Origin of the sequence: Leisingera sp. ANG-DT (assembly GCF_000813785.1) — a bacterium.
Lineage (GTDB): Bacteria > Pseudomonadota > Alphaproteobacteria > Rhodobacterales > Rhodobacteraceae > Leisingera.
This window is the reverse complement of sequence record NZ_JWLE01000020.1, coordinates 179,681-197,507: the sequence shown is the minus strand read 5'-3', so window position 1 is coordinate 197,507 and position 17,827 is coordinate 179,681. Positions and strand designations below refer to the sequence as shown.

The window sequence follows — 17,827 nt, the reverse complement described above, 5'->3', positions numbered from 1 at the left end:
AAAGATCTTGCTGGCATGTGTGCGTCGGCAGGTGTGGCAGGATAGGAGCAGGTGATAGCGGTCCTTGATGCGCTGGACGATTTTGAAACCTTTTGCGCTGGCGGCGGCGCGCCAGTGGGGATGGACCGTTTGCGGGAAATGTTCGCAGGTTGAGTGGGGCATGGGAGCCTCCGCATAGGCAAAAATGGGCAGGGCAGGCGCCGGAACTGGCGCTTGCTGAAACTTCAGAAATGGCATGGCTGAGCCGGGCGCAGCGGCGTGTCCGCCGCGGGCCGGGTCAGAAGAATGCTGGGAGGTTGGGTTTAGATCGGCAGGAAGTTCTGCGCTTCAGCCGCTAAGGAGAGTTCGACGAGTGCGTTCATCTGACGTGCGGCTGTTTGCATCAGGGGCCGACGTACAGCGTCCTCGACGTTGAACAGCTCCTGGTTCTCAAAGTACAGCTGCTGAAATCTGAGAGCCTCTTCCGCTCCCGTGGACTCGATGAGGAAGTGCAGCAGCATGCTCATGCGTTGCAAAGGCAAGTCGCTGGCCCGGACCACCTGTGCGGTCAGGATGTCGCCGCTGAGTTGAAGACAATCCTGCCAGCGGGCTTCGGCAGCCTCTTGGATATCGGTGGACGCGGGATCCCAGGAAAGCGCGTGCGACAGATCACGCTCCAGTTCGAGGGCTTCGTCCACTGCCTTGGTCAGCGTGTCGAAGGTGCGGGTGATGAAGGTGGGGCTGTCATCTGCGACAGATGCGGGCCACAGGGCTTTTGCCGCGCCGGGGCGCGTGATAACGGGGATGGTAGTCATGCTGGTCTCCTAGTCGAGGTCAGTGTGGTTAGGACGGTAAGGTGGTAACGACACCTCTACCGTCCGCATATTGAGCATATGCGTTATATGTAGCATTGTCAATATGCTGCATATCGCTTAATGGTGTCCTATGGCCAAGCAGACAGTCTACCCAGTAAAGAAACTTGTGAATCTGACAGAAGAACAGGCAAAACGTATTGCCGACTTCAGGTTCGAAAATCGCTTGCAGTCAGAAAATGAAGCTATTCGGCGTTTGATCGAGATTGGCTTGGATGCCAACTTGGGAAGCGGAGATCAGAAGTAACGACCCTGAGTTTAACGTCGTATTTGCTTTTTTTCTGAGAACCAGAAAACCCAAAGCAAGGAGCCACCCGAAGCTCCCGGTTGGGAGTGTCCGGCAGACCAGTCGGCCGAATTGGTCCACAGCACTTTTGAGCTTGTACTGAAGACCAATCGCGAAAATCGCTATTTTCGGGGACACGTCAGAGCCAGGTGCCATGGGTGATACCCGCGAAATTTTGAAAGTGAAGTTTCTTTCTTTTTAATTTTTCAACCTAAGTCAGCATGCTCTCTTAGCTGCCAGTGGAGCCTTTCGCTTTGCTTCCGGCTTCCAACGCTGCCGGCAGGTGACGCGCAGCACAGAAACCGGGCTCTGTGGCAAGGGAGTAGACCATGAAAAATCCGATGCTGAAACTGGCAGCAATTGCCCTCACCGCATGCGTGGGGTCTGTACCCGCGGCATTTGCCGATTACCCCGAAAAACCGGTGTCGTTCATTGTTCCGTGGCCTCCGGGAGGAGAGGAAGATGTTCTGACCAGGATGATCGCAACCGAGTTCCAGGACTTGTATGGCGTGCCTGCGGCCGTTGTGAACAAGCCGGGCGGCGGCGGCGGGCCGTTTCCCGGTGCGCTGGACGTGGCGGCGGCGCCTGCCGATGGGTACACCGTCGGGTCTTTTGTTATCGGGGTGCCGGTGGTCGGACCCACGCTTGGCATTCCGGAATTATCTCCGAACCCGTTTGTTCCAGTTGGCGTCTTCATGACCTATCCTTTCCTGATCGTGGCAGGAAAGGATGCACCTTACAGCACAATGGAAGAACTGGCGGCCTATGCCCGGGAGAATGATGTCACGCTTGGCCATTTCGGTGCCGGGCTGGTGCCGACCCATGTCACCTTCGGGCTCGCTGAAGAACTGGGCTTTGAGTTCGGCTCGGAGGCCGCCTATGACGCGCTGGATTGCAATACGCTGGCGTCCGGCGATGTGGATGTCATGAATTCGGTGGCAGCACTTGTTGCGCCGTGCCTGTCCGAGATCAAGGTGCTGGCCAGCGTTACGGACGAGAGGGTGTTTCTGACCCCTGATGTTCCCACAGTTTCGGAAATCGCACCCTCTCTGGATATCGTCCTGTGGAACGGTCTGTTTGTCCCCAAGGGAACGCCGGAGGACATCATCGCCAAGATCGAAGCGGCCGCTGTCCGGGCGATGCAGAGCGAGGAGGCGCAAACTTACGTGCAGACAAATGGCGCCCAGATTTACTGGAAGAACCGTGCCGAAACAGAGGCACTGATCGAACGGGACATTGAAACCTTCAGTGCGCTGACCTCCGAGTGAGGGGCATCACTCTGCAGCGGCGCGGCGAAAAGGCTCTGCCGCTGCTACGCTATTCAGCGCTGTGTGCATCCAGCAAATCGGAAATAAAGACATCCACGACCTTGTTGTCCCGCCCGCCGCGCCTGGTGATCAAGTGGAATTCCAATTCTGTGGCGAACCTGCCGGGCAGGATTGGGCAGACCATCCCCTTGTCTTCCCATATCTGTGCGAAATGCGTCGGCAGGAACCCAAGGTACTGTCCCGAAAGAACAAACAGCATGGCTGCATCCATGTCCTCAGTGAACACAGACGGTGAGGGCAGGGCGGAAGGTTTCTCCAGGACCTGCTCCAATGCGGTGCCGGAGGACACCATGGCATGGCTGCCAACTTCCTGAAGCAGGCGGCTTTCATCGGTGATCTGCGACAGCGGATGAGCGCAGGCGCAATAAAGCGCAACGCGCTCAGTGAACAGCCGGGTGTAGTCCAGACCCGCTATCCGGGCAGGAAACAAGCCGATGCTCAGATCATAGCGGCCGTCCAGCGTGCGGCTTTGCTGATCGGCGGAGCGGGTTTCCTCCAGTCGGAAGGTTACCTTGTTGGGGCGTGTCTGAAACTTGCGGACCGCCTCCGGCAGGCGGAAGGCGGGATTGGTGGCCATATTTGCCTGCAGGCCGATCTTCACCTCTCCGACCAGCCGGTTCTGGATCTCTGCGGCGGCGAGGTTGAAATTGCTGAAAGCCCCCAGAACCGTTTGAGCAGCCTCATAGACCGCTGTCCCCTGGTCGGTGATCCGGAACCCTGAGCGGCCGCGCTGGCACAGGGTCATGCCCAGCTGCTCTTCAAGCTCTTTCATCTGGATGCTGATTGTGGCCGCGGACATGTTCAAAACGCTCTGCGCGGCAGCAAACCCGCCGCAGTCGACAACCGTCACGAACACCCTGAGCTTGCGGATCGAGTTTTCGTGGAGGCTCAGCACGGCGCATTCCTTTGGTAATAGTAAAGTATGATTTATATATTTTGAATTTACCAAAGTGATTTTTCCATGAAAATCTGAACCTGCCGGAAAACTTGGACGGGAAGTGAACCTTATGACCGCGATGAACCTCGACCGCCTGCGCGTGCTGGCGGAAAAATCCGATCTCAACGACCAGGCTCTTCAGGCTTATCTGGACAGCGGAGTGGCGCATGGCGGCGACAAAAGGGAGCATGTTGCCCCTTATGCGGGGATTTCCTCGTTTTTGCGTACGCCGCTGCAGGACGGGTTCGCCGGCCTTGATATCGCGATGCTCGGCGTGCCCTTCGATCTGGCGGTGACAAACCGGCCTGGTGCCAGGTTCGGGCCTCAGCAGGTCCGGGAACTGTCGGTTCTGGCTGCGGGTCCTAAAAACCATGCAACCGGAGTCATTCCGGGTACGCTGGCGCGTTTCGCCGATTGCGGCGATGTGCCGATTGCGAGCACCTACAATCTGGAACAGGCAACTCAGGAAATCGAAGACTATTACCAAACGGTCGCAGACGCAGGCGTCATGCCGCTGTCAGTCGGCGGTGATCATTCGATCAGCTATCCCATTCTCAAGGCTATCGGCCGCGACGCTCCTGCCGGACTGATCCATATTGACGCCCATGCCGACACCGGGGGGCCATTCAACGGATCCCGTTTTCACCATGGCGGGCCGTTTCGCAATGCGGTCCTGGCGGGTGTCCTGGACCCGGAACGCACGGTTCAGATCGGCATCCGGGGCCGCGCTGAACCACATTGGGATTTCTCTTATGACAGTGGCATGCGGGTGATCCATATCGAGGAGTTCTACCAGATGGGCTTGGACAATGTGCTGGCGGAGGCCCGCAGCATTGTTGGCACAGGTCCCACTTACATCTCCTTTGATGTCGACAGTATCGACCCGGCTTTCACGCCGGGAACCGGAACACCGGAAATTGGTGGGCTGCTGCCGCGGGAGGTCCAGGCTTTGATCAGGGGGTTCCAGGGACTGAACTTGATTGGTGCGGATGTGGTAGAGGTTTCTCCGCCGTACGATCGGTCGGGCAACACCGCTCTGGTCGCGGCAACGATCCTGTGGGAACTGCTTTGCATTCTCAGCTTTGCTGCATCGGAAAAGAAACGGTGAAGCACTGGATCAGTCCTCCCGGAAGACAGGTTCCAGAGAACACCAGCAGGCAACTCAAACCAAAACAAACCACCTGAAAGTTCTTCAAGTGCAAGGCCGGGAACCGGCCGCGCAAGCACCCGCAGGGCTGCTGGAGCGCCTCCCCGGCGTAAGGGGCAGACGAGGTAGCTTCAGCTACCTATAGTCTGTCTCTTTGGAGAGCTTTAACGCGCATTTGTGCGCCTGTCTGAGCTGCCCAAGCCCCAGAAAAACTATATGGCAAAAGAGCTTATCCTCAAAATGAAGAGTTTCTGAGGCGGATCCGCGTTTTGCGTTTTCACAGAGGCCGCGTACCCAATGAAAAAAGGAGTACCGCCTCATGGCCTACCAGTACGTCCACGTCGAAACTTATACACGGAAGCCGCAGCTGGTGAAGGGCACGAAAGATCAGTGGAACAGTACAAGACAGATATTTGAAGAAGCGCTGCGAAGTCCGGAATTCTGCAAACATGTCGAACATCGGCGTGCGCCGGTTCAGGTCCTGCGCCACGGCGCCATCCCAATCAGCGAACTGCAAGCACTGCATGACCGGCGCTGCTGTGAAATACGTGAAACAGTCACGGCGTCGTCCGGCAAGAGCTACACCCGCAGACTGCGTTCTGATGCGCCGACCTTGTACACAGAAGTTCATTCTCATCCAATTGCAGCCCGCGAGTTTCTGGCAGACCGGAAAAAGCACCAGCCGGTGATCAACAGATGGGCGAACCTTGCCTTGAAGGACTTCCGTAAACGGATGCCGCGGGGTGTCCAGTTTGCTGCGGCGTTCCACCTGGATGAGGCGAATGTGCATATGCACATCCTGGCGCTGAACATGAACGATCCGCGGCTGGATGCCAACAAGCTGCACGCCGGCAAAGTGGCGGCGGCGGATTACCGGGCCAGCCATGAGAAGCCGCGGACACTCTCGTCCCTGCCGAAGCCAGAATTAAAGCCGAAGCCGCCGAAACCAAAGAAGCCGCGCCCGAGCAAGAACCGGGTCACCCAGAAAAAGAATATGGCAAAACATGAACGGGCATTGGCTGAATGGGAGAAAGCCTGCGCCAGGGCGGAAGCTGCCAATGCCAAAAAGCTCGAGGCGTGGAAGAAGGAGAACGGGCGGCATCTGCATGCCGCCCGGAAGAAGCGGAAAGAAAAGAACCCTGAAAAGGAAGCGTTTGATGCTGGGATGATACGCTTTCAAGACCGCTACTACGAAGCGGTCGGCAGGCCCTGCGGGCTTCTGCGCAAGGGACCGGGCCACGAGCGCCTGACCACAAAGCAATACGCTGCGCGCAAGGCCGGTGCCAAAGCCCGCGCGGAAGAGCAGCTGGCGAACCTTCGGTTCGAGACCCAACTGGAAGTGCGAGAGCAGGCGCTGGAAGCGCAGGCCAAGGCCTTGGCAGAAAAAGAGAGCCGCCTTGCGGCAGAATATATTGCAATGAAAAAGAAGGAGGCAGAGGTCAGGGAAAGAGAAAATGCGTTGGCGAGCCGGGAGAAGGAGGTTGAGGACAGGGAAAGATCGATAAAGGGTCAGGAAGAAAGGGCGGGAGCTGTTCAAAAGCGGGTTGAAGCAATTTCTTTAGGATTGGAATTGATCCGCCGTGATCAATTGCATTGGGTGGCCGGCAATGACGGGCGTGGAGGCAGGCTGGTGGCCGGCCCGCGCGGCGGTCCGGAACGGCCGCTGCCGCTCAAGCTGCATGCACGGCTGTCGCCGGCGATGTCGCTCATCGAGATCCTTTTGAAGATCATCGCGGAAATCATCGAGGATGCGCTGCACGAGCATCGCAGGGCGATTGCCAGGGATGCGCAAGCTTTGGCAGAATGCCGGCAGAAACTGGACCTGCCGGAGGATCCAGTGGTTGCTGCAATCTTCCAGCGCAACGATCCAATTGAGAGGTTTGAGGTTTAGTTCCGGAGAACCGCTCAGATTGATAGAGTTCGACAAGGGCGGAAATCAGTCACTTACTGCGCGAAGCTTCAATGCTAACTACGCGGGACAAAACCGGACTTGTGCATTTGCCGCTATTGCTGACGCAGCATTCATTTGCGGTTGCGGCGCGCGTTTCGCTGCATTGCACCCCACGTCACCATATCTGTCATTCAGCGGGGACGATTTCACCCAGGCCGAGACCTCACTTTCGCTGAAGCCCGTTCCGCACAGCTAGACGGGGAAGAGCTGTCGTTGACGGTTTCGCGAACAAGGCCCGTTCTCCGGGGGGTCAAGAAGTCGCGGAGGTTTCCCTTTGAGATAAGCGGACACGAACCCTTTTATGCACGGGCGCGTCCACGGCGATCACCCCAAAAAAGCACACAAAGGGCCGACCTAATCAGCCAGCGACGAGACCCATCTCCAAAAAGTCAGAGCCGAAGGGTTATTATCAGCTCGGTGCGTCAAGCAACTGAAGTAACCCCGCTCGGTCTGCACCTCGCGGCTTGAGAGCCGGATCAGTTGTCCTTGATCCAGAAGATCTTGAAACAGCGTTTCCCAGCCCAGAATGATGCCTTCACCATTGAGCGCGGCCTGAAGATACACCATGAAAGAGGTGAACTTCTGCTCAGAGCTTGGCGCGGGTGACACGATATCCGTTCCCTTGAAATAGATATCCCAATCATGCGCATGCATCCCGGTTGACAGGTGCAAGAGTTCACGGTCTGCGAGCGCTTCCATATCATCGCCAACTGGACGAAACACATCCGGATGTCCGACCGGGATCAGCTTTTCAGAGAAAATACGTGCTGATTGTGAGGTGGGGAGGTTCTTTGGCTCGTCAAAAACGATCAGCACATCTGCTTGCTCGCTCTTGTACGCTTCGTTTTGGTCGCGCGAGACGAGCTCGATCGCAATATCAGGGTGTTTCAAACGAAACTGCGCAAGGCGCTGCATCAGAAAGCAACTCGCAAATCCGATGGTTGTGTTCACCACGACAACGTTCCGATCCGGTTGCGCCTTGATGCGGTTCATAACGTCTGAAACCTGAGAGATCCCTTTGGAGAGGGCCCGATACAATTGGTCTCCTTCTGCCGTCAAAGCCGCATTTGGGCGCGTGCGAACGAGCAGTTTGACACCAAGCTCCGCTTCGAGTTCAGCGACCCGCCTGCTGATCGAGGGCTGCTGCACGTTCAACTCATTTGCCGCGCGTGTGAAATTCAGATGCCGGGCCACCGCCTCGAAGGCCGTAAGAAGTTTCCAGTTCAATGCAGCCATACATCATTCCTCTATGGAATAGCCATTATAGCTCTTTTAGGCGTTCTCATGAGGTCAATAAAAGCCCAAAATTAATGAAATGGAGTCGGAATAGGGGAATTTTTAAGGGTGACTGATCAAGCCTCAGATCATTCCGTACCGGAGGGCGGTGCAAGAGAGTGGGCGTGGAATCCTGCCATGCCCATTCCTGTGAGCCCGGTTTTTACCTGGCCACTCCGACCTGTCCGAACGATCAAGTGGCTTGCTTCGTATTGGCTGGCGCTGTCGTCCACAGTGATCGAGCTGGGGCTTGCCATAGCGATCTGGTGGCTCTTGCAGCCGTCGTGGGAGGTCATGCAGACGCTTGATTTTGCCTGGATCGTTACGATCTGGGCCCGCAACATGGCTCTGCTCATCCTTGTGGCGGGAAGCCTACACCTCTGGCTTTGGCGGTGGCGCGGGCAAGGAGAGAACACCAAGTTCGATGCGCGCGATCAGGCTGTGAACAATCGCAATTTCACCTTCCGCAATCAGGTCTACGATAATGTGTTTTGGTCGCTCGCCTCAGGGGTCACGGTCTGGACCCTCTACGAGGTTCTTTACTTCTGGTGTGCGGCCGATGGGTTTGCGCCTGTATTAGGTTTCAGCGATGCACCGATTTGGTCGGTCATCTGGTTCGTCCTGATCCCTTTGTGGGCGTCATTCCATTTCTATTGGATACACCGCCTTCTTCACTGGCCGCCAATCTACAAGCGGGTACATTCGCTTCATCATCGCAATGTCAATGTCGGTCCGTGGTCGGGGATGTCGATGCACCCGGTCGAACACCTAGGCTACTTCTCTTCCGTGCTGATCCACTTTGTCATTCCGTCAGACCCGATCCACGTGATCTTCCATCTGTACAATCTGGCGCTCAATCCGGCGGTCTCACACGCTGGATTTGAAAAACTGTTTGTGAAAGACCGCAAACGCATGGCGCTTGGGGATTTCTTCCACCAGCTGCACCACCGCTATTTTGAATGCAATTACGGCACAGCCGAAGTGCCTTGGGATGTTGTCTTTGGCTCGTTCCACAATGGGACGCCTGAGGCCACTCGGCGCATCCGCGACCGCAAGCGTCGTTTGGGGCGTTAGCATGAAACGGATTTACACAATGGGCGGCGATCCCGCAGCGCGGCAGCTCACAGTGGCTGACATCATCGCCATAAAGGGCCAACGGACGCTGGTGCAGGCGACGGCCACGACGGAAGAGGAAGCGCGAGCGGCTGTTGAAGCAGGCCTTGACATGCTGAGCGTTTCTGTCGGCGCGGAACTTCGCATGATGCGCGCAGCTGCGCCAAACATGTTCTTGAATGTCGCTCTGCCCATTACGCGCTTTGCGAGCCAGGAAGACCTCTTGCGCGGTGCCTATGAGGCAATGGAGGACGGGGCTGACGCGGTCTATTTCTGTGGGCCTGTCCGATGGATTGAATACCTGTCTGCGGCAGCAATCCCTGTGATGGGGCATGCGGGACTTGTGCCCCGAAAGAGCATCTGGCTGGGCGGCCTCCGCGCATTCGGCAAGACACCCGCAGAGGCCCAGCAACTTTGGCAGGATATTCGCGATCTGGAGAATGCGGGCGCATATGCTGTCGAAATAGAAGTCGTTCCAGCAGAGCTGACAGCTGAAATCACAAAGGCAACGTCACTTTCCGTGAGTTCCATCGGCTCAGGTCCGCATGCTGACATCGTGTTTCAGTTTACCGAGGACACCTTGGGAACGACCACAAACGCACCGCGTCATGTCAAAGCCTATGAGGACTTTGCCACGCGTTTGGCAGACCTACAGAAAGCTCGGGTTTCTGCCTTAAAGCGTTTTGCAGATGACGCGCGTTCAGGAGCTTATCCCGGCCCGGAAGTTTCCGTGGCGACATCGGCCGAGGCGCTCGATGCTTTGCGCACAGCAATCCAAAGAGGCAAACAATGAAAGTGCAAGCAGCGGTGATGTATGGCGTTGACCAACCTCTTCGAGTGGAAGAGCTTGATCTGGCCGAACCTGGACCTGGCGAAGTGCGCCTGCGCATGGGGGCGGCGGGTGTTTGCCACTCAGATTATCACGTCATTTCAGGCCAGGCGGGGCACGATCTGCCGGTTGTGCTTGGCCACGAAGGTGCAGGCACGATTACGGGTCTGGGCGATGGGGTTGATGGCCTGGAGATCGGCGACCACGTCGTGCTCAGCTGGATCCCCTATTGCGGCGCGTGTTTCTTTTGCAAGAACGCACAAACCCATCTGTGCCAAGCCTACAAGACCCCGCTGTGGGACGGCACGATGCTCGATGGCACCTGTCGCTTCTCAAACGCACAAGGACCGGTCCGACACCTGTCGATGCTCGCCTGCTGGGCGGAGACCGTGATCGTGCCGCACGTGAGCTGTGTGAAGATCGACAAGGCTGTTCCATTCGAGATTGCGGCCCTTTTGGGATGCGCCGTCACCACGGGTGTAGGCGCCGCACTGAACCGTGCCAAAGTGGCAAAGGGTGACAAAGTCGCGGTGATCGGAGCGGGCGGTGTTGGTCTGTCGATCATCATGGGCGCCAAGCTTGCCGGGGCGCGGCAGATCATAGCAGTTGATGCCTCACCGCAGGCCGAGACCAAAGCGCGCGCGCTTGGAGCCACGCATTTCATAGATGCCAAACAAGATGTGGGCGCGGCCATCCATTCGCTTACAGAGTATGGTGCGGACCATGTGTTTGAAGCCGTCGGAAAACGCGCGTTGCAGCGCGCCGCGATTGAGTATTGCCGACCCGGTGGGCAGGTGATCTTTGTCGGGATGGACGCCAATGATGCAACGATCGACCTGCCTTCAACCGGGATCACGCGGGCCGAGATCACTGTCACGGGTTCGATCTTTGGCTCGTGCTGCACGACCCGCGATTTCAAGACTTATGGCCAACATTTCCTGGGGGGTGACCTGCCCGTGGACCAACTGATCGGTCGCCGCTACCGGCTGCCTGAAATCAATACCGCAATTAGCGACATGCTGGCCGGCAAAGCCGGGCGCGGTGTCATCGTATTCGACTAGGGTGGTGAGATGAACAACCGAAAGTGGAAGTTTTTCGCGGGCGGCGCGTTCCATGACCCTGCGACCGGGGAGTGGATGGAGAGCTTCAATCCGACAACCGGCACAGTCTGGGCCAACATCCCAAGGTGTAGCGAAGCGGACGTCGAAAGAGCCGTTCTTTCTGCTCATGAGGCGTTTGAAAACGGGCCATTCAGTAGAATGGGCGCGGCTGATCGCGGGCGTCTGTTGCGGCGTATCGCGGATGTGCTTCGCCGGAATGCCGATGCCCTCGGTTTGATTGAGACAATTGACAATGGAAAAGACTTGCAAGGCATTCAGTCTGGTCTGCGCGGCTGGCTGACGGACAGCTTCGACTATTATGCCGGTCTCGCCGATAAGATCGAAGGCGCCAATATCCCGGTCGATGTCCCAAATGTTTTCAACTACACGCGAAGAGAGCCCTTTGGCGTCGTGGGATGCATCACGGCATGGAACTCTCCGCTACTGATTGCGATCTGGAAAATCTCGGCAGCGATTGCGGCAGGCAATACGGTTGTCATCAAGCCTTCAGAGCAGGCAAGTGTTTCAACTTTGGCGATGGTCGAATTCTTGCAGGAAGCCGACCTCCCGCCGGGATTAATCAACGTCGTCACCGGCGAGGCAGAGACCGGGGCCGCACTGGTGCGCCACCCCTTGGTCCGCCTTGTCAGCTTTACCGGCGGCGGTCCCGGAGGGCGTGCCGTTGCACAGCAAGCCGGTGCGTGCCTGAAGCCCGTGATCCTCGAGCTTGGGGGGAAATCGCCCCAGATTGTCCTGGATAACGCCGACTTGGAATTGGCCGCGCGCGGCATTGTCTCCGGGATTTTCCCCGCAACAGGACAAAGCTGCATCGCAGGCAGCCGCGTGCTGGTTCACCATGACCTGCATGACGCGCTTGTCTCGCGGATCATCGCGCTCACGGAAAAGGCTGTTGTTGGCGATCCTGCATCGCCGGACGCGCATGTTGGGCCGATCGCGAACAAACCGCACTTTGACAGGGTGTTGAAGGCGATCGAGACGGCAAACGCTGACGGGGCAACCTGTGCGCTAGGAGGCGGCACGCGACACCCTGAATTCTGTGACGGTTGGTTCATTGAGCCGACTGTGTTCACCGATGTGACACCCGATATGGCCGTCGCACGCGAAGAGATCTTTGGCCCCGTTCTCGCAGTGCTTCCAGTGCGGGATGATGATGAGGCAGCGGCAATTGCAAACGACAGCGACTTTGGATTGGCGGCCGGGATCTGGAGCAAGGATAGCGCGCGGGCGATGCGGCTCGCCCATCGGATCGGTGCAGGCACGGTCTATATCAACAACTACTTCGCCTCGGCGCCGCAATCTCCCGTCGGTGGTTTCAAGGCATCCGGTTATGGCCGCGAAAACGGGATCGAAGGTCTTCTTGCCTTCACTCAAACCAAATCTGTGTGGCTGGACTTGGCCCCCCATCAGGCGGAGCCATTCGCATGAAAGAGGCCGCGCTCACAATCCTCGCAAGATTTGTTGCCGAGGACGCCTTAACCCCGGATCGGGCAACCACGGCGGTTCTGAGGGACGGTGTAATCGACACACTTGGGTGCATGATTGTCGGGGCCAGAACCGACGTCGCACAACGTTGCCATTCAGCTGTGACCCATATGGGTGGGGAAGGACCCTCTCGTGTTGTGGGATCATTTGAGCGTTTCTCTCGCCCACATGCAGCATTCCTGAATGCCGTTGCCGGGCATGCTTTGGATTTCGACGATTGGGAAGTGCCAGGAAACACACACGCGACCGTCGTATTGCTGCCCGCATTGTTGGCCGTCGCAGACCCACACACGCGCGGCGAGGACGTGGCGCGCGCTTATCTCGCCGGGTTCGAGGTGATTGCCCGCCTCGGTGAAGCTTTGAACTTCGTGCATTACGACGCCGGATGGCATTCCACTGCGACGCTGGGCGCGATTGGAGCTGCGGCCGGTTGCGCGCGTCTGATGGGGCTGAACGCGCCGAAAACCGAGCGCGCCATGTCCTTGGCCTGCAGTTCTGCCGCCGGGTACACCTGCCAGTTCGGGTCAAACGCCAAGCCTGTCCAGGCAGGGTTTGCGGCTCGTGCCGGAGTAGAGGCTGCGTGCCTGGCGCAAGCCGGGCTTAGCGCACAGCCCCATGTCCTGGATCATCCACGTGGCCTCGCGGCCCTCATGGGTGGCCTCAACGCGGACCGCTTGGAGAAAGCACTAGATAAGGTCGGGACGTCATACGCGCTCAGCGAACATGGTCTTGTGCTCAAACCCTGGCCAAGCTGCGGCTACACGCACCGCCTCATGACATGCGCCTTGGCGATGCGAGACCATTTTCATGCGGGTGAGATTGCGCGAGTTATCCTGCACATGCCGGATTTCCACGCCGCTGTTCTGCCGTTCGACAGACCGAAGGCACGCTCGGAAGCCCTGTTCAGCGCACCATTTGTTGTGGCAATGGGGCTTCTTCACGGTGGCCTGACGCTTGCAGACCTTGATCGTGAAACCTGGACCCATCCCGAAATCTCAAACTTGATCGAGCGCTGCGACCTACGCCCGTTCCAGCCGAAAAGACCGGATCTGAACTACAGCCCGGATGATCCGGATCGTCTGGAGGTCGTCCTGCACTCTGGCGAACGACATGAGGAACGCTGTGTGTACCCAACTGGCGCGCCTCAGGTTCCAATGTCCCAAGGCGATGTGATGGCAAAGTTCAAAGCCAGTCTCGGACCGATGTCTGAAGCGAACACGCGGCGCGCTGTGTGGCTTGGCAAGCTGCCGAACTGGCCATCTGCGCCGTCCATAACCGACCTCTTTTTCGAAGAAGGATTTGTCCAATGAGCAGAGCAAGATCAGGACGCGACGCCCGGCGTGCCGCACGGCGGGGCGGTGCCGGTTCTGGCCCCACGACGTCAATTTGGCCAGGGATCGAAGGCGGCCAATACAGGCCAATCCCAAAGGACGGGATTGAGGCAATCCATAAAACGGCGCTGCGTATCCTTGCTGAGATCGGCATCGCGAGTGCAACGCCTCGCTGCATCGACACCGTTGTGGCCGCTGGCGGGTCGGTCTCCGAGGCAGGCAGGCTGCTCTTTCCTTCGGACATGGTTGAGCGCGTTCTGGAAACCGCCGGGCGTGGCTTCAAGCTGCACGGTCAGACGCCCGAATATGATCTCGACCCTTCTGGAACGCGCATTCACCTCGGAACGTCAGGCGCTGCGGTCCATATCGTGGACAGTGAAAGTGGCGAGGTGCGCGATACGACCCTTGCGGACCTCTATGATATGGCCCGGCTCGCCGAGGCTCTGCCCAACATTCACATGTTCCAGCGCACGGTCGTCGCCCGCGATATCCTCGATCCGCATGCGATGGAGCTTAACACGGCCTATGCCTGCGCGGCGGGCACCCAAAAGCCAATCGGAACCTCCTTCAGTTCGGTTGAGACCATGCAAGCGGCTGTTGAGATGTTCCACATGATCGCAGGCGGGGAGGATGCTTGGCGTGCGCGCCCGTTCTGCTGTGTCTCCACATGCTTCATCGTGCCGCCCCTCACCTTTGCCGAGGAAGCCTTGGGGATCATCGAATGCGCAGCCGAAACGGGAACACCCCTGAAGCTCGTGTCCGCCGGACAAGCCGGAGCGACCAGCCCCGCCCCGCTCGCCGGTGCGGTCGCGCAGCAAACGGCGGAAGTCCTGGCGGGCCTCGTCTACGTCAACCTGCTCAACCCCGGTCATCCGGCGCTCTTCGGCGCTTTGCCCTTCGTAAGTGACCTGCGGACCGGAGCCATGTCGGGCGGCAGTGCCGAGCAAGGGGTTCTGATGGCGGCCTGTGCGCAGATGGCACAGCATTACAGGATTCCGTGCGCGGTCAGTGCAGGCATGACGGATGCCAAACTGCCTGATTTCCAAGCCGGATATGAAAAGGGGATCACGGAGCTTCTCAGCGCATTGGCAGGTGCCAACCTGATTTATGAGGCTGCGGGAATGTACGGCTCGTTGCTGGCCGCCAGCAAAGAAAGCTTTGTGCTCGACAATGACCTCATTGGATCGGTCATGCGAGCAACCCGTGGTTTCGAAATCAACGAGGACGCGCTTGCCTTTGACGTCATTCGTGAGGTCTGCCTTGGCGGTCCCGGGCATTTCCTCGGCAGTGATCAAACGCTGGGCCGCATGCAAAGCGACTACTATTATCCCGCCTTGGCTGACCGCGCGACACCGCAAGCCTGGGCCGATGCCGAAACGCCGGCCCTGCTCCATACCGCGCGTGAGAAGACGCGTGAGATCCTGGAGCAACCCGCGAACGTGGTCTTTGGACCAGACAGGAACTCGAAGATCTTAGCGAGATTTCCTGAGATCCGCGAAGTTTGGCCTGAGGTAGCTTGCAGCGTATCATCTGTGAATACCTAGACCCGAAGACATCGAAGCAAAGGTCTTGTCATGATCAAAACTGATATCAAAACCGCCCCGCTCACCCCGGCCTTTGGTGTCGAAGTTTCAGGCGTCGCGCTGGCTGATTTCGTGCCGTCAGGCCGGTTCGACGAATTGCGCGCGCTGTTCGAGGAACACTCGGCGCTACTTTTCCGTCGTCAGAATTTCAGTGACTCGGATCACATGGCGCTGGCCCAGGCCTTTGGTCCGATCGAGGACCGCAAGGCAGATGAGCGCAAGAAAGGCGAAGCGTTCGAGATCCCCAAGGTCACGAACGAGGCGATCGACAAATCGCTGAAGGGTGGAACCATGGACATGCAGCGCCTGCAACTGGAATCGAATTTCCTGTGGCATGCCGACAGCACGTTCATTCCCACGCCCGCGTTGACCAATATCCTGATCGGGCGGGTGGTGACTTCGGAAGGTGGTGCCACCGAACTAGCCTCAACCCGCGCGGCCTGGGCGGCGATGCCAGAGGATTTGAAATCGCGTATCCGCGACCGGGGCATCTGGCATCATTACTCTATCTCGCGCGCCAAGATCTCACCCGAGCTGGCCAAGCAACCGATGTTCCACAAATGGCCCGCGACCCACTGGAAGTCAGTCTGGCCGAACCCTGTGAACGAGCGCGAAGCTCTCTACATCGCCAGCCATGCGTACAAGGTTGACGGCTATGACGAGGCCGAAAGCCAGGTGCTTCTGGACGAGTTGATGGACTTCTGCACGCGGCCCGAGTTCACCTATTCGCATAAATGGGAGGTCGGCGATGTTCTGATCTGGGATCAAAGGGCAATATTGCACCGCGGCACACCTTGGCCCTTTGAACAGCCGCGCACCCTGTCGAGCATCTGCGCTTCGGTCACAGAAAAAGACGGTGTCGAAGAAATGCAGCTGCCGTGCTGAACCCAACTTTGCCGGACGCCGCGGTTTGAGCAGAGGTCTGCTTCAAGCAAGACGCAGAAGCTACCATGAGCGACCCTTTGATTTGCCAAACCTGTTCAAGACGTTTCGTGTGATCTGTTCGACTTGGGCGTCCTGCCGGATCAGGCCCGCGACCCATTCGCAGGTCGCGGCGGCGAATATCTCGCCCTTGCCTCGCGGCCACGAGATGATCATTCCGTTGCCGCGTTTGCAAGCGTCCAGGGTTTCGGGTGTGACCTCTCCGAAAAGCACCTGCGCTTTGAAGGCCGCGTCCGCTGACCCGATATAGAGCGTCTCGCCCCAGATGCCGTGATCGGCCTCGATATTGGTGGCGAGCCCCAAGGCGAGAATGTCGATCTCCGGCACGGCCCCATCCGAGCAGGTAGGATGGGGCAGCCCATCCTCGAAACGATAGTCTAGCCCGTCGACCTCGTAGCCGAATATGCGCGAGCGCGCGCCCAGTACGTCGCCATAGCCAAGCCCGGCGCCGTCAAAGGCCCAATGATCGTCGCGGTAGATCGTGAAGCCGCCCGCACCGCCGCCCACACAATTGCCAAGACCGGCATAGACCCCGCGCAGGGCGTTGACACCGAAGGTCGACGCGCCGGGACGATTGACCGGTGCCACCTCAAAGGCGCCCGAGACAAGGTGCTCTTGTGCTGTCCCCATCAATGGGTCCTGATCTGCGATATACTTGTAGCAGACCTGTGTGTGGCCTTCGTCCTCGATTCTAGTCTGCCACAGGAAATTCCCCGCAAACCGCGCGACATGGCCACCAGTTTCGACATAGTCATCGACCGCGTCACGCATCTCTGCGCTCCAGTATTCATCGTGCCCAACGAAGATGGCACAGGCATAGCGGTTCAGAAGATCTGGGTCTCTATGCAATTCATGCTGAGCAATCACGTCGAGTTCATAGCCTTCAGCCTCGGCCCAGCGGGCGAAATGGCGTTCGTAGCTGGCCCAGCCCGCCGAGGCATATTTCTTGGAATAGCCATAGGCATAGGCCCACTCCATGTAAGGATAGCGCACCATCTCTCCGGGTCTGGTCGGCTGTTCGCGCAGCGCGCGTGGTGCGCCCTCGGGCAATTTGCACAGGCCGCGCGTCCAGGGCCGCTGGGTCGAGACGATGGGCGAAAAGGCATCACCATTTGGCCCGGTGATGCCCTCGTAGTGATTGGACCCACCCCAGCAATTATAGGCCAGCCAAGTGCCCGTTGCGCAGACAAGCACATAGGGTGGCGGCGCAGCATCGGGGGCGGTTCTGATGAGGATGACATGGTGCTCTTCAACAATATCATCGCCCTTGCGCGCGCGAAACGTGACCAGATAACCGCCCGGCGCCCAATCATCGGGGATCACGAATGCATAGGCCTCGGGCCAGCCGCAGCCCTTGACCGAGCAATCCTGTGGCGTGGAATGATGCGCCCCCGGCAGGCCGCTTTTGCTCAGCAATGGCACATAGTCCAGCCCGTCTCGGCCGATCTCAAACTCCCATTCATCCGCCGTGGTCGAAACATGCAGCGCGACACAATCCCCGGGGGCATAGCTCATCTCGGGGGTATAGCCCCAGATCTCTAGCACCTCGTCGTCGCGCGCCGGTCCGATATAGTAGTTATCAAGGATATGACGCGCTTTTGCGCGGGTGCGAGGCGTGGTTGCCGGTCCGGCGTGATCCTGTTTCATATGT

At 58.3% G+C, this 17,827-nt stretch carries 15 protein-coding genes and 1 pseudogene; 11 read left to right on the top strand and 5 right to left on the bottom strand.

The window, feature by feature from the left end:
* Nucleotides 1–237 (bottom strand): annotated as a pseudogene (locus RA21_RS23060) (hypothetical protein); the annotation flags it as partial.
* 65 nt (nucleotides 238–302) lie between these two features.
* Nucleotides 303–794: a hypothetical protein gene (locus RA21_RS16045; protein ID WP_039150682.1), complete on the bottom strand. Its 492-nt coding sequence runs from the start codon at nucleotides 792–794 to the stop codon at nucleotides 303–305.
* A 130-nt stretch (nucleotides 795–924) separates the two neighbouring features.
* Between RA21_RS16045 and RA21_RS23055 the strand changes: the two genes are divergently transcribed.
* Nucleotides 925–1,098 carry a hypothetical protein gene (locus tag RA21_RS23055; RefSeq protein WP_206540064.1) on the top strand — a complete coding sequence of 58 codons (174 nt, stop codon included), beginning with the start codon at nucleotides 925–927 and terminating at the stop codon, nucleotides 1,096–1,098.
* A 368-nt stretch (nucleotides 1,099–1,466) separates the two neighbouring features.
* On the top strand, nucleotides 1,467–2,405 hold the full coding sequence (locus RA21_RS16040; protein WP_052257688.1) for a tripartite tricarboxylate transporter substrate binding protein: 939 nt from the start codon (nucleotides 1,467–1,469) through the stop codon (nucleotides 2,403–2,405).
* Nucleotides 2,406–2,454: 49 nt separating this feature from the next.
* Here RA21_RS16040 and RA21_RS16035 read toward each other — a convergent pair whose 3' ends face one another.
* Nucleotides 2,455–3,360, bottom strand: coding sequence for a LysR family transcriptional regulator (locus tag RA21_RS16035; RefSeq protein WP_039150679.1), 906 nt, complete (start codon nucleotides 3,358–3,360; stop codon nucleotides 2,455–2,457).
* A gap of 112 nt (nucleotides 3,361–3,472) precedes the next feature.
* On the opposite strand from RA21_RS16035, the gene speB reads away from it, so the two are divergent.
* Both speB and RA21_RS16025 read left to right on the top strand, forming a co-directional pair.
* Entirely contained in the window at nucleotides 3,473–4,510 is a 1,038-nt protein-coding gene (speB, locus tag RA21_RS16030) for an agmatinase (protein ID WP_039150676.1), read from the top strand.
* A 358-nt stretch (nucleotides 4,511–4,868) separates the two neighbouring features.
* On the top strand, nucleotides 4,869–6,440 hold the full coding sequence (locus tag RA21_RS16025; RefSeq protein WP_039150673.1) for a hypothetical protein: 1,572 nt from the start codon (nucleotides 4,869–4,871) through the stop codon (nucleotides 6,438–6,440).
* 414 nt (nucleotides 6,441–6,854) lie between these two features.
* Here the strand turns inward: RA21_RS16025 and RA21_RS16020 are convergent, their stop codons facing one another.
* Nucleotides 6,855–7,736 carry a LysR substrate-binding domain-containing protein gene (locus tag RA21_RS16020; RefSeq protein ID WP_039150670.1) on the bottom strand — a complete coding sequence of 294 codons (882 nt, stop codon included), beginning with the start codon at nucleotides 7,734–7,736 and terminating at the stop codon, nucleotides 6,855–6,857.
* A gap of 177 nt (nucleotides 7,737–7,913) precedes the next feature.
* Here RA21_RS16020 and RA21_RS16015 point away from each other — a divergent pair, with 177 nt between their 5' ends.
* Genes RA21_RS16015 through RA21_RS15985 form a run of 7 tightly spaced genes read left to right on the top strand, consistent with a single transcriptional unit; the run spans nucleotide 7,914 to nucleotide 16,119 of the window.
* Nucleotides 7,914–8,849, top strand: a complete 936-nt coding sequence (locus tag RA21_RS16015) for a sterol desaturase family protein (RefSeq protein ID WP_052257687.1) — start codon at nucleotides 7,914–7,916, stop codon at nucleotides 8,847–8,849.
* A gap of 1 nt (nucleotide 8,850) precedes the next feature.
* Nucleotides 8,851–9,681: a 3-methyl-2-oxobutanoate hydroxymethyltransferase gene (locus tag RA21_RS16010; protein ID WP_039150664.1), complete on the top strand. Its 831-nt coding sequence runs from the start codon at nucleotides 8,851–8,853 to the stop codon at nucleotides 9,679–9,681.
* The gene (locus RA21_RS16005; protein ID WP_039150660.1) at nucleotides 9,678–10,778 is read left to right on the top strand and encodes a zinc-binding dehydrogenase; all 1,101 of its coding nucleotides are present in this window, start codon (nucleotides 9,678–9,680) and stop codon (nucleotides 10,776–10,778) included. The genes RA21_RS16010 and RA21_RS16005 overlap by 4 nt, the downstream gene beginning before the upstream one ends.
* Nucleotides 10,779–10,787: 9 nt before the next feature.
* Nucleotides 10,788–12,263, top strand: a complete 1,476-nt coding sequence (locus tag RA21_RS16000) for an aldehyde dehydrogenase (protein WP_039150657.1) — start codon at nucleotides 10,788–10,790, stop codon at nucleotides 12,261–12,263.
* Nucleotides 12,260–13,630 carry an MmgE/PrpD family protein gene (locus tag RA21_RS15995; protein ID WP_082008973.1) on the top strand — a complete coding sequence of 457 codons (1,371 nt, stop codon included), beginning with the start codon at nucleotides 12,260–12,262 and terminating at the stop codon, nucleotides 13,628–13,630. Before RA21_RS16000 ends, RA21_RS15995 begins: the two co-directional genes overlap by 4 nt.
* Nucleotides 13,627–15,195, top strand: a complete 1,569-nt coding sequence (locus tag RA21_RS15990) for a trimethylamine methyltransferase family protein (RefSeq protein ID WP_052257685.1) — start codon at nucleotides 13,627–13,629, stop codon at nucleotides 15,193–15,195. Before RA21_RS15995 ends, RA21_RS15990 begins: the two co-directional genes overlap by 4 nt.
* Nucleotides 15,196–15,225: 30 nt before the next feature.
* Nucleotides 15,226–16,119: a TauD/TfdA dioxygenase family protein gene (locus tag RA21_RS15985; protein WP_052257684.1), complete on the top strand. Its 894-nt coding sequence runs from the start codon at nucleotides 15,226–15,228 to the stop codon at nucleotides 16,117–16,119.
* A gap of 60 nt (nucleotides 16,120–16,179) precedes the next feature.
* Here the strand turns inward: RA21_RS15985 and RA21_RS15980 are convergent, their stop codons facing one another.
* Entirely contained in the window at nucleotides 16,180–17,823 is a 1,644-nt protein-coding gene (locus RA21_RS15980) for a N,N-dimethylformamidase beta subunit family domain-containing protein (protein WP_039150654.1), read from the bottom strand.
* Nucleotides 17,824–17,827: the final 4 nt, after the last annotated feature.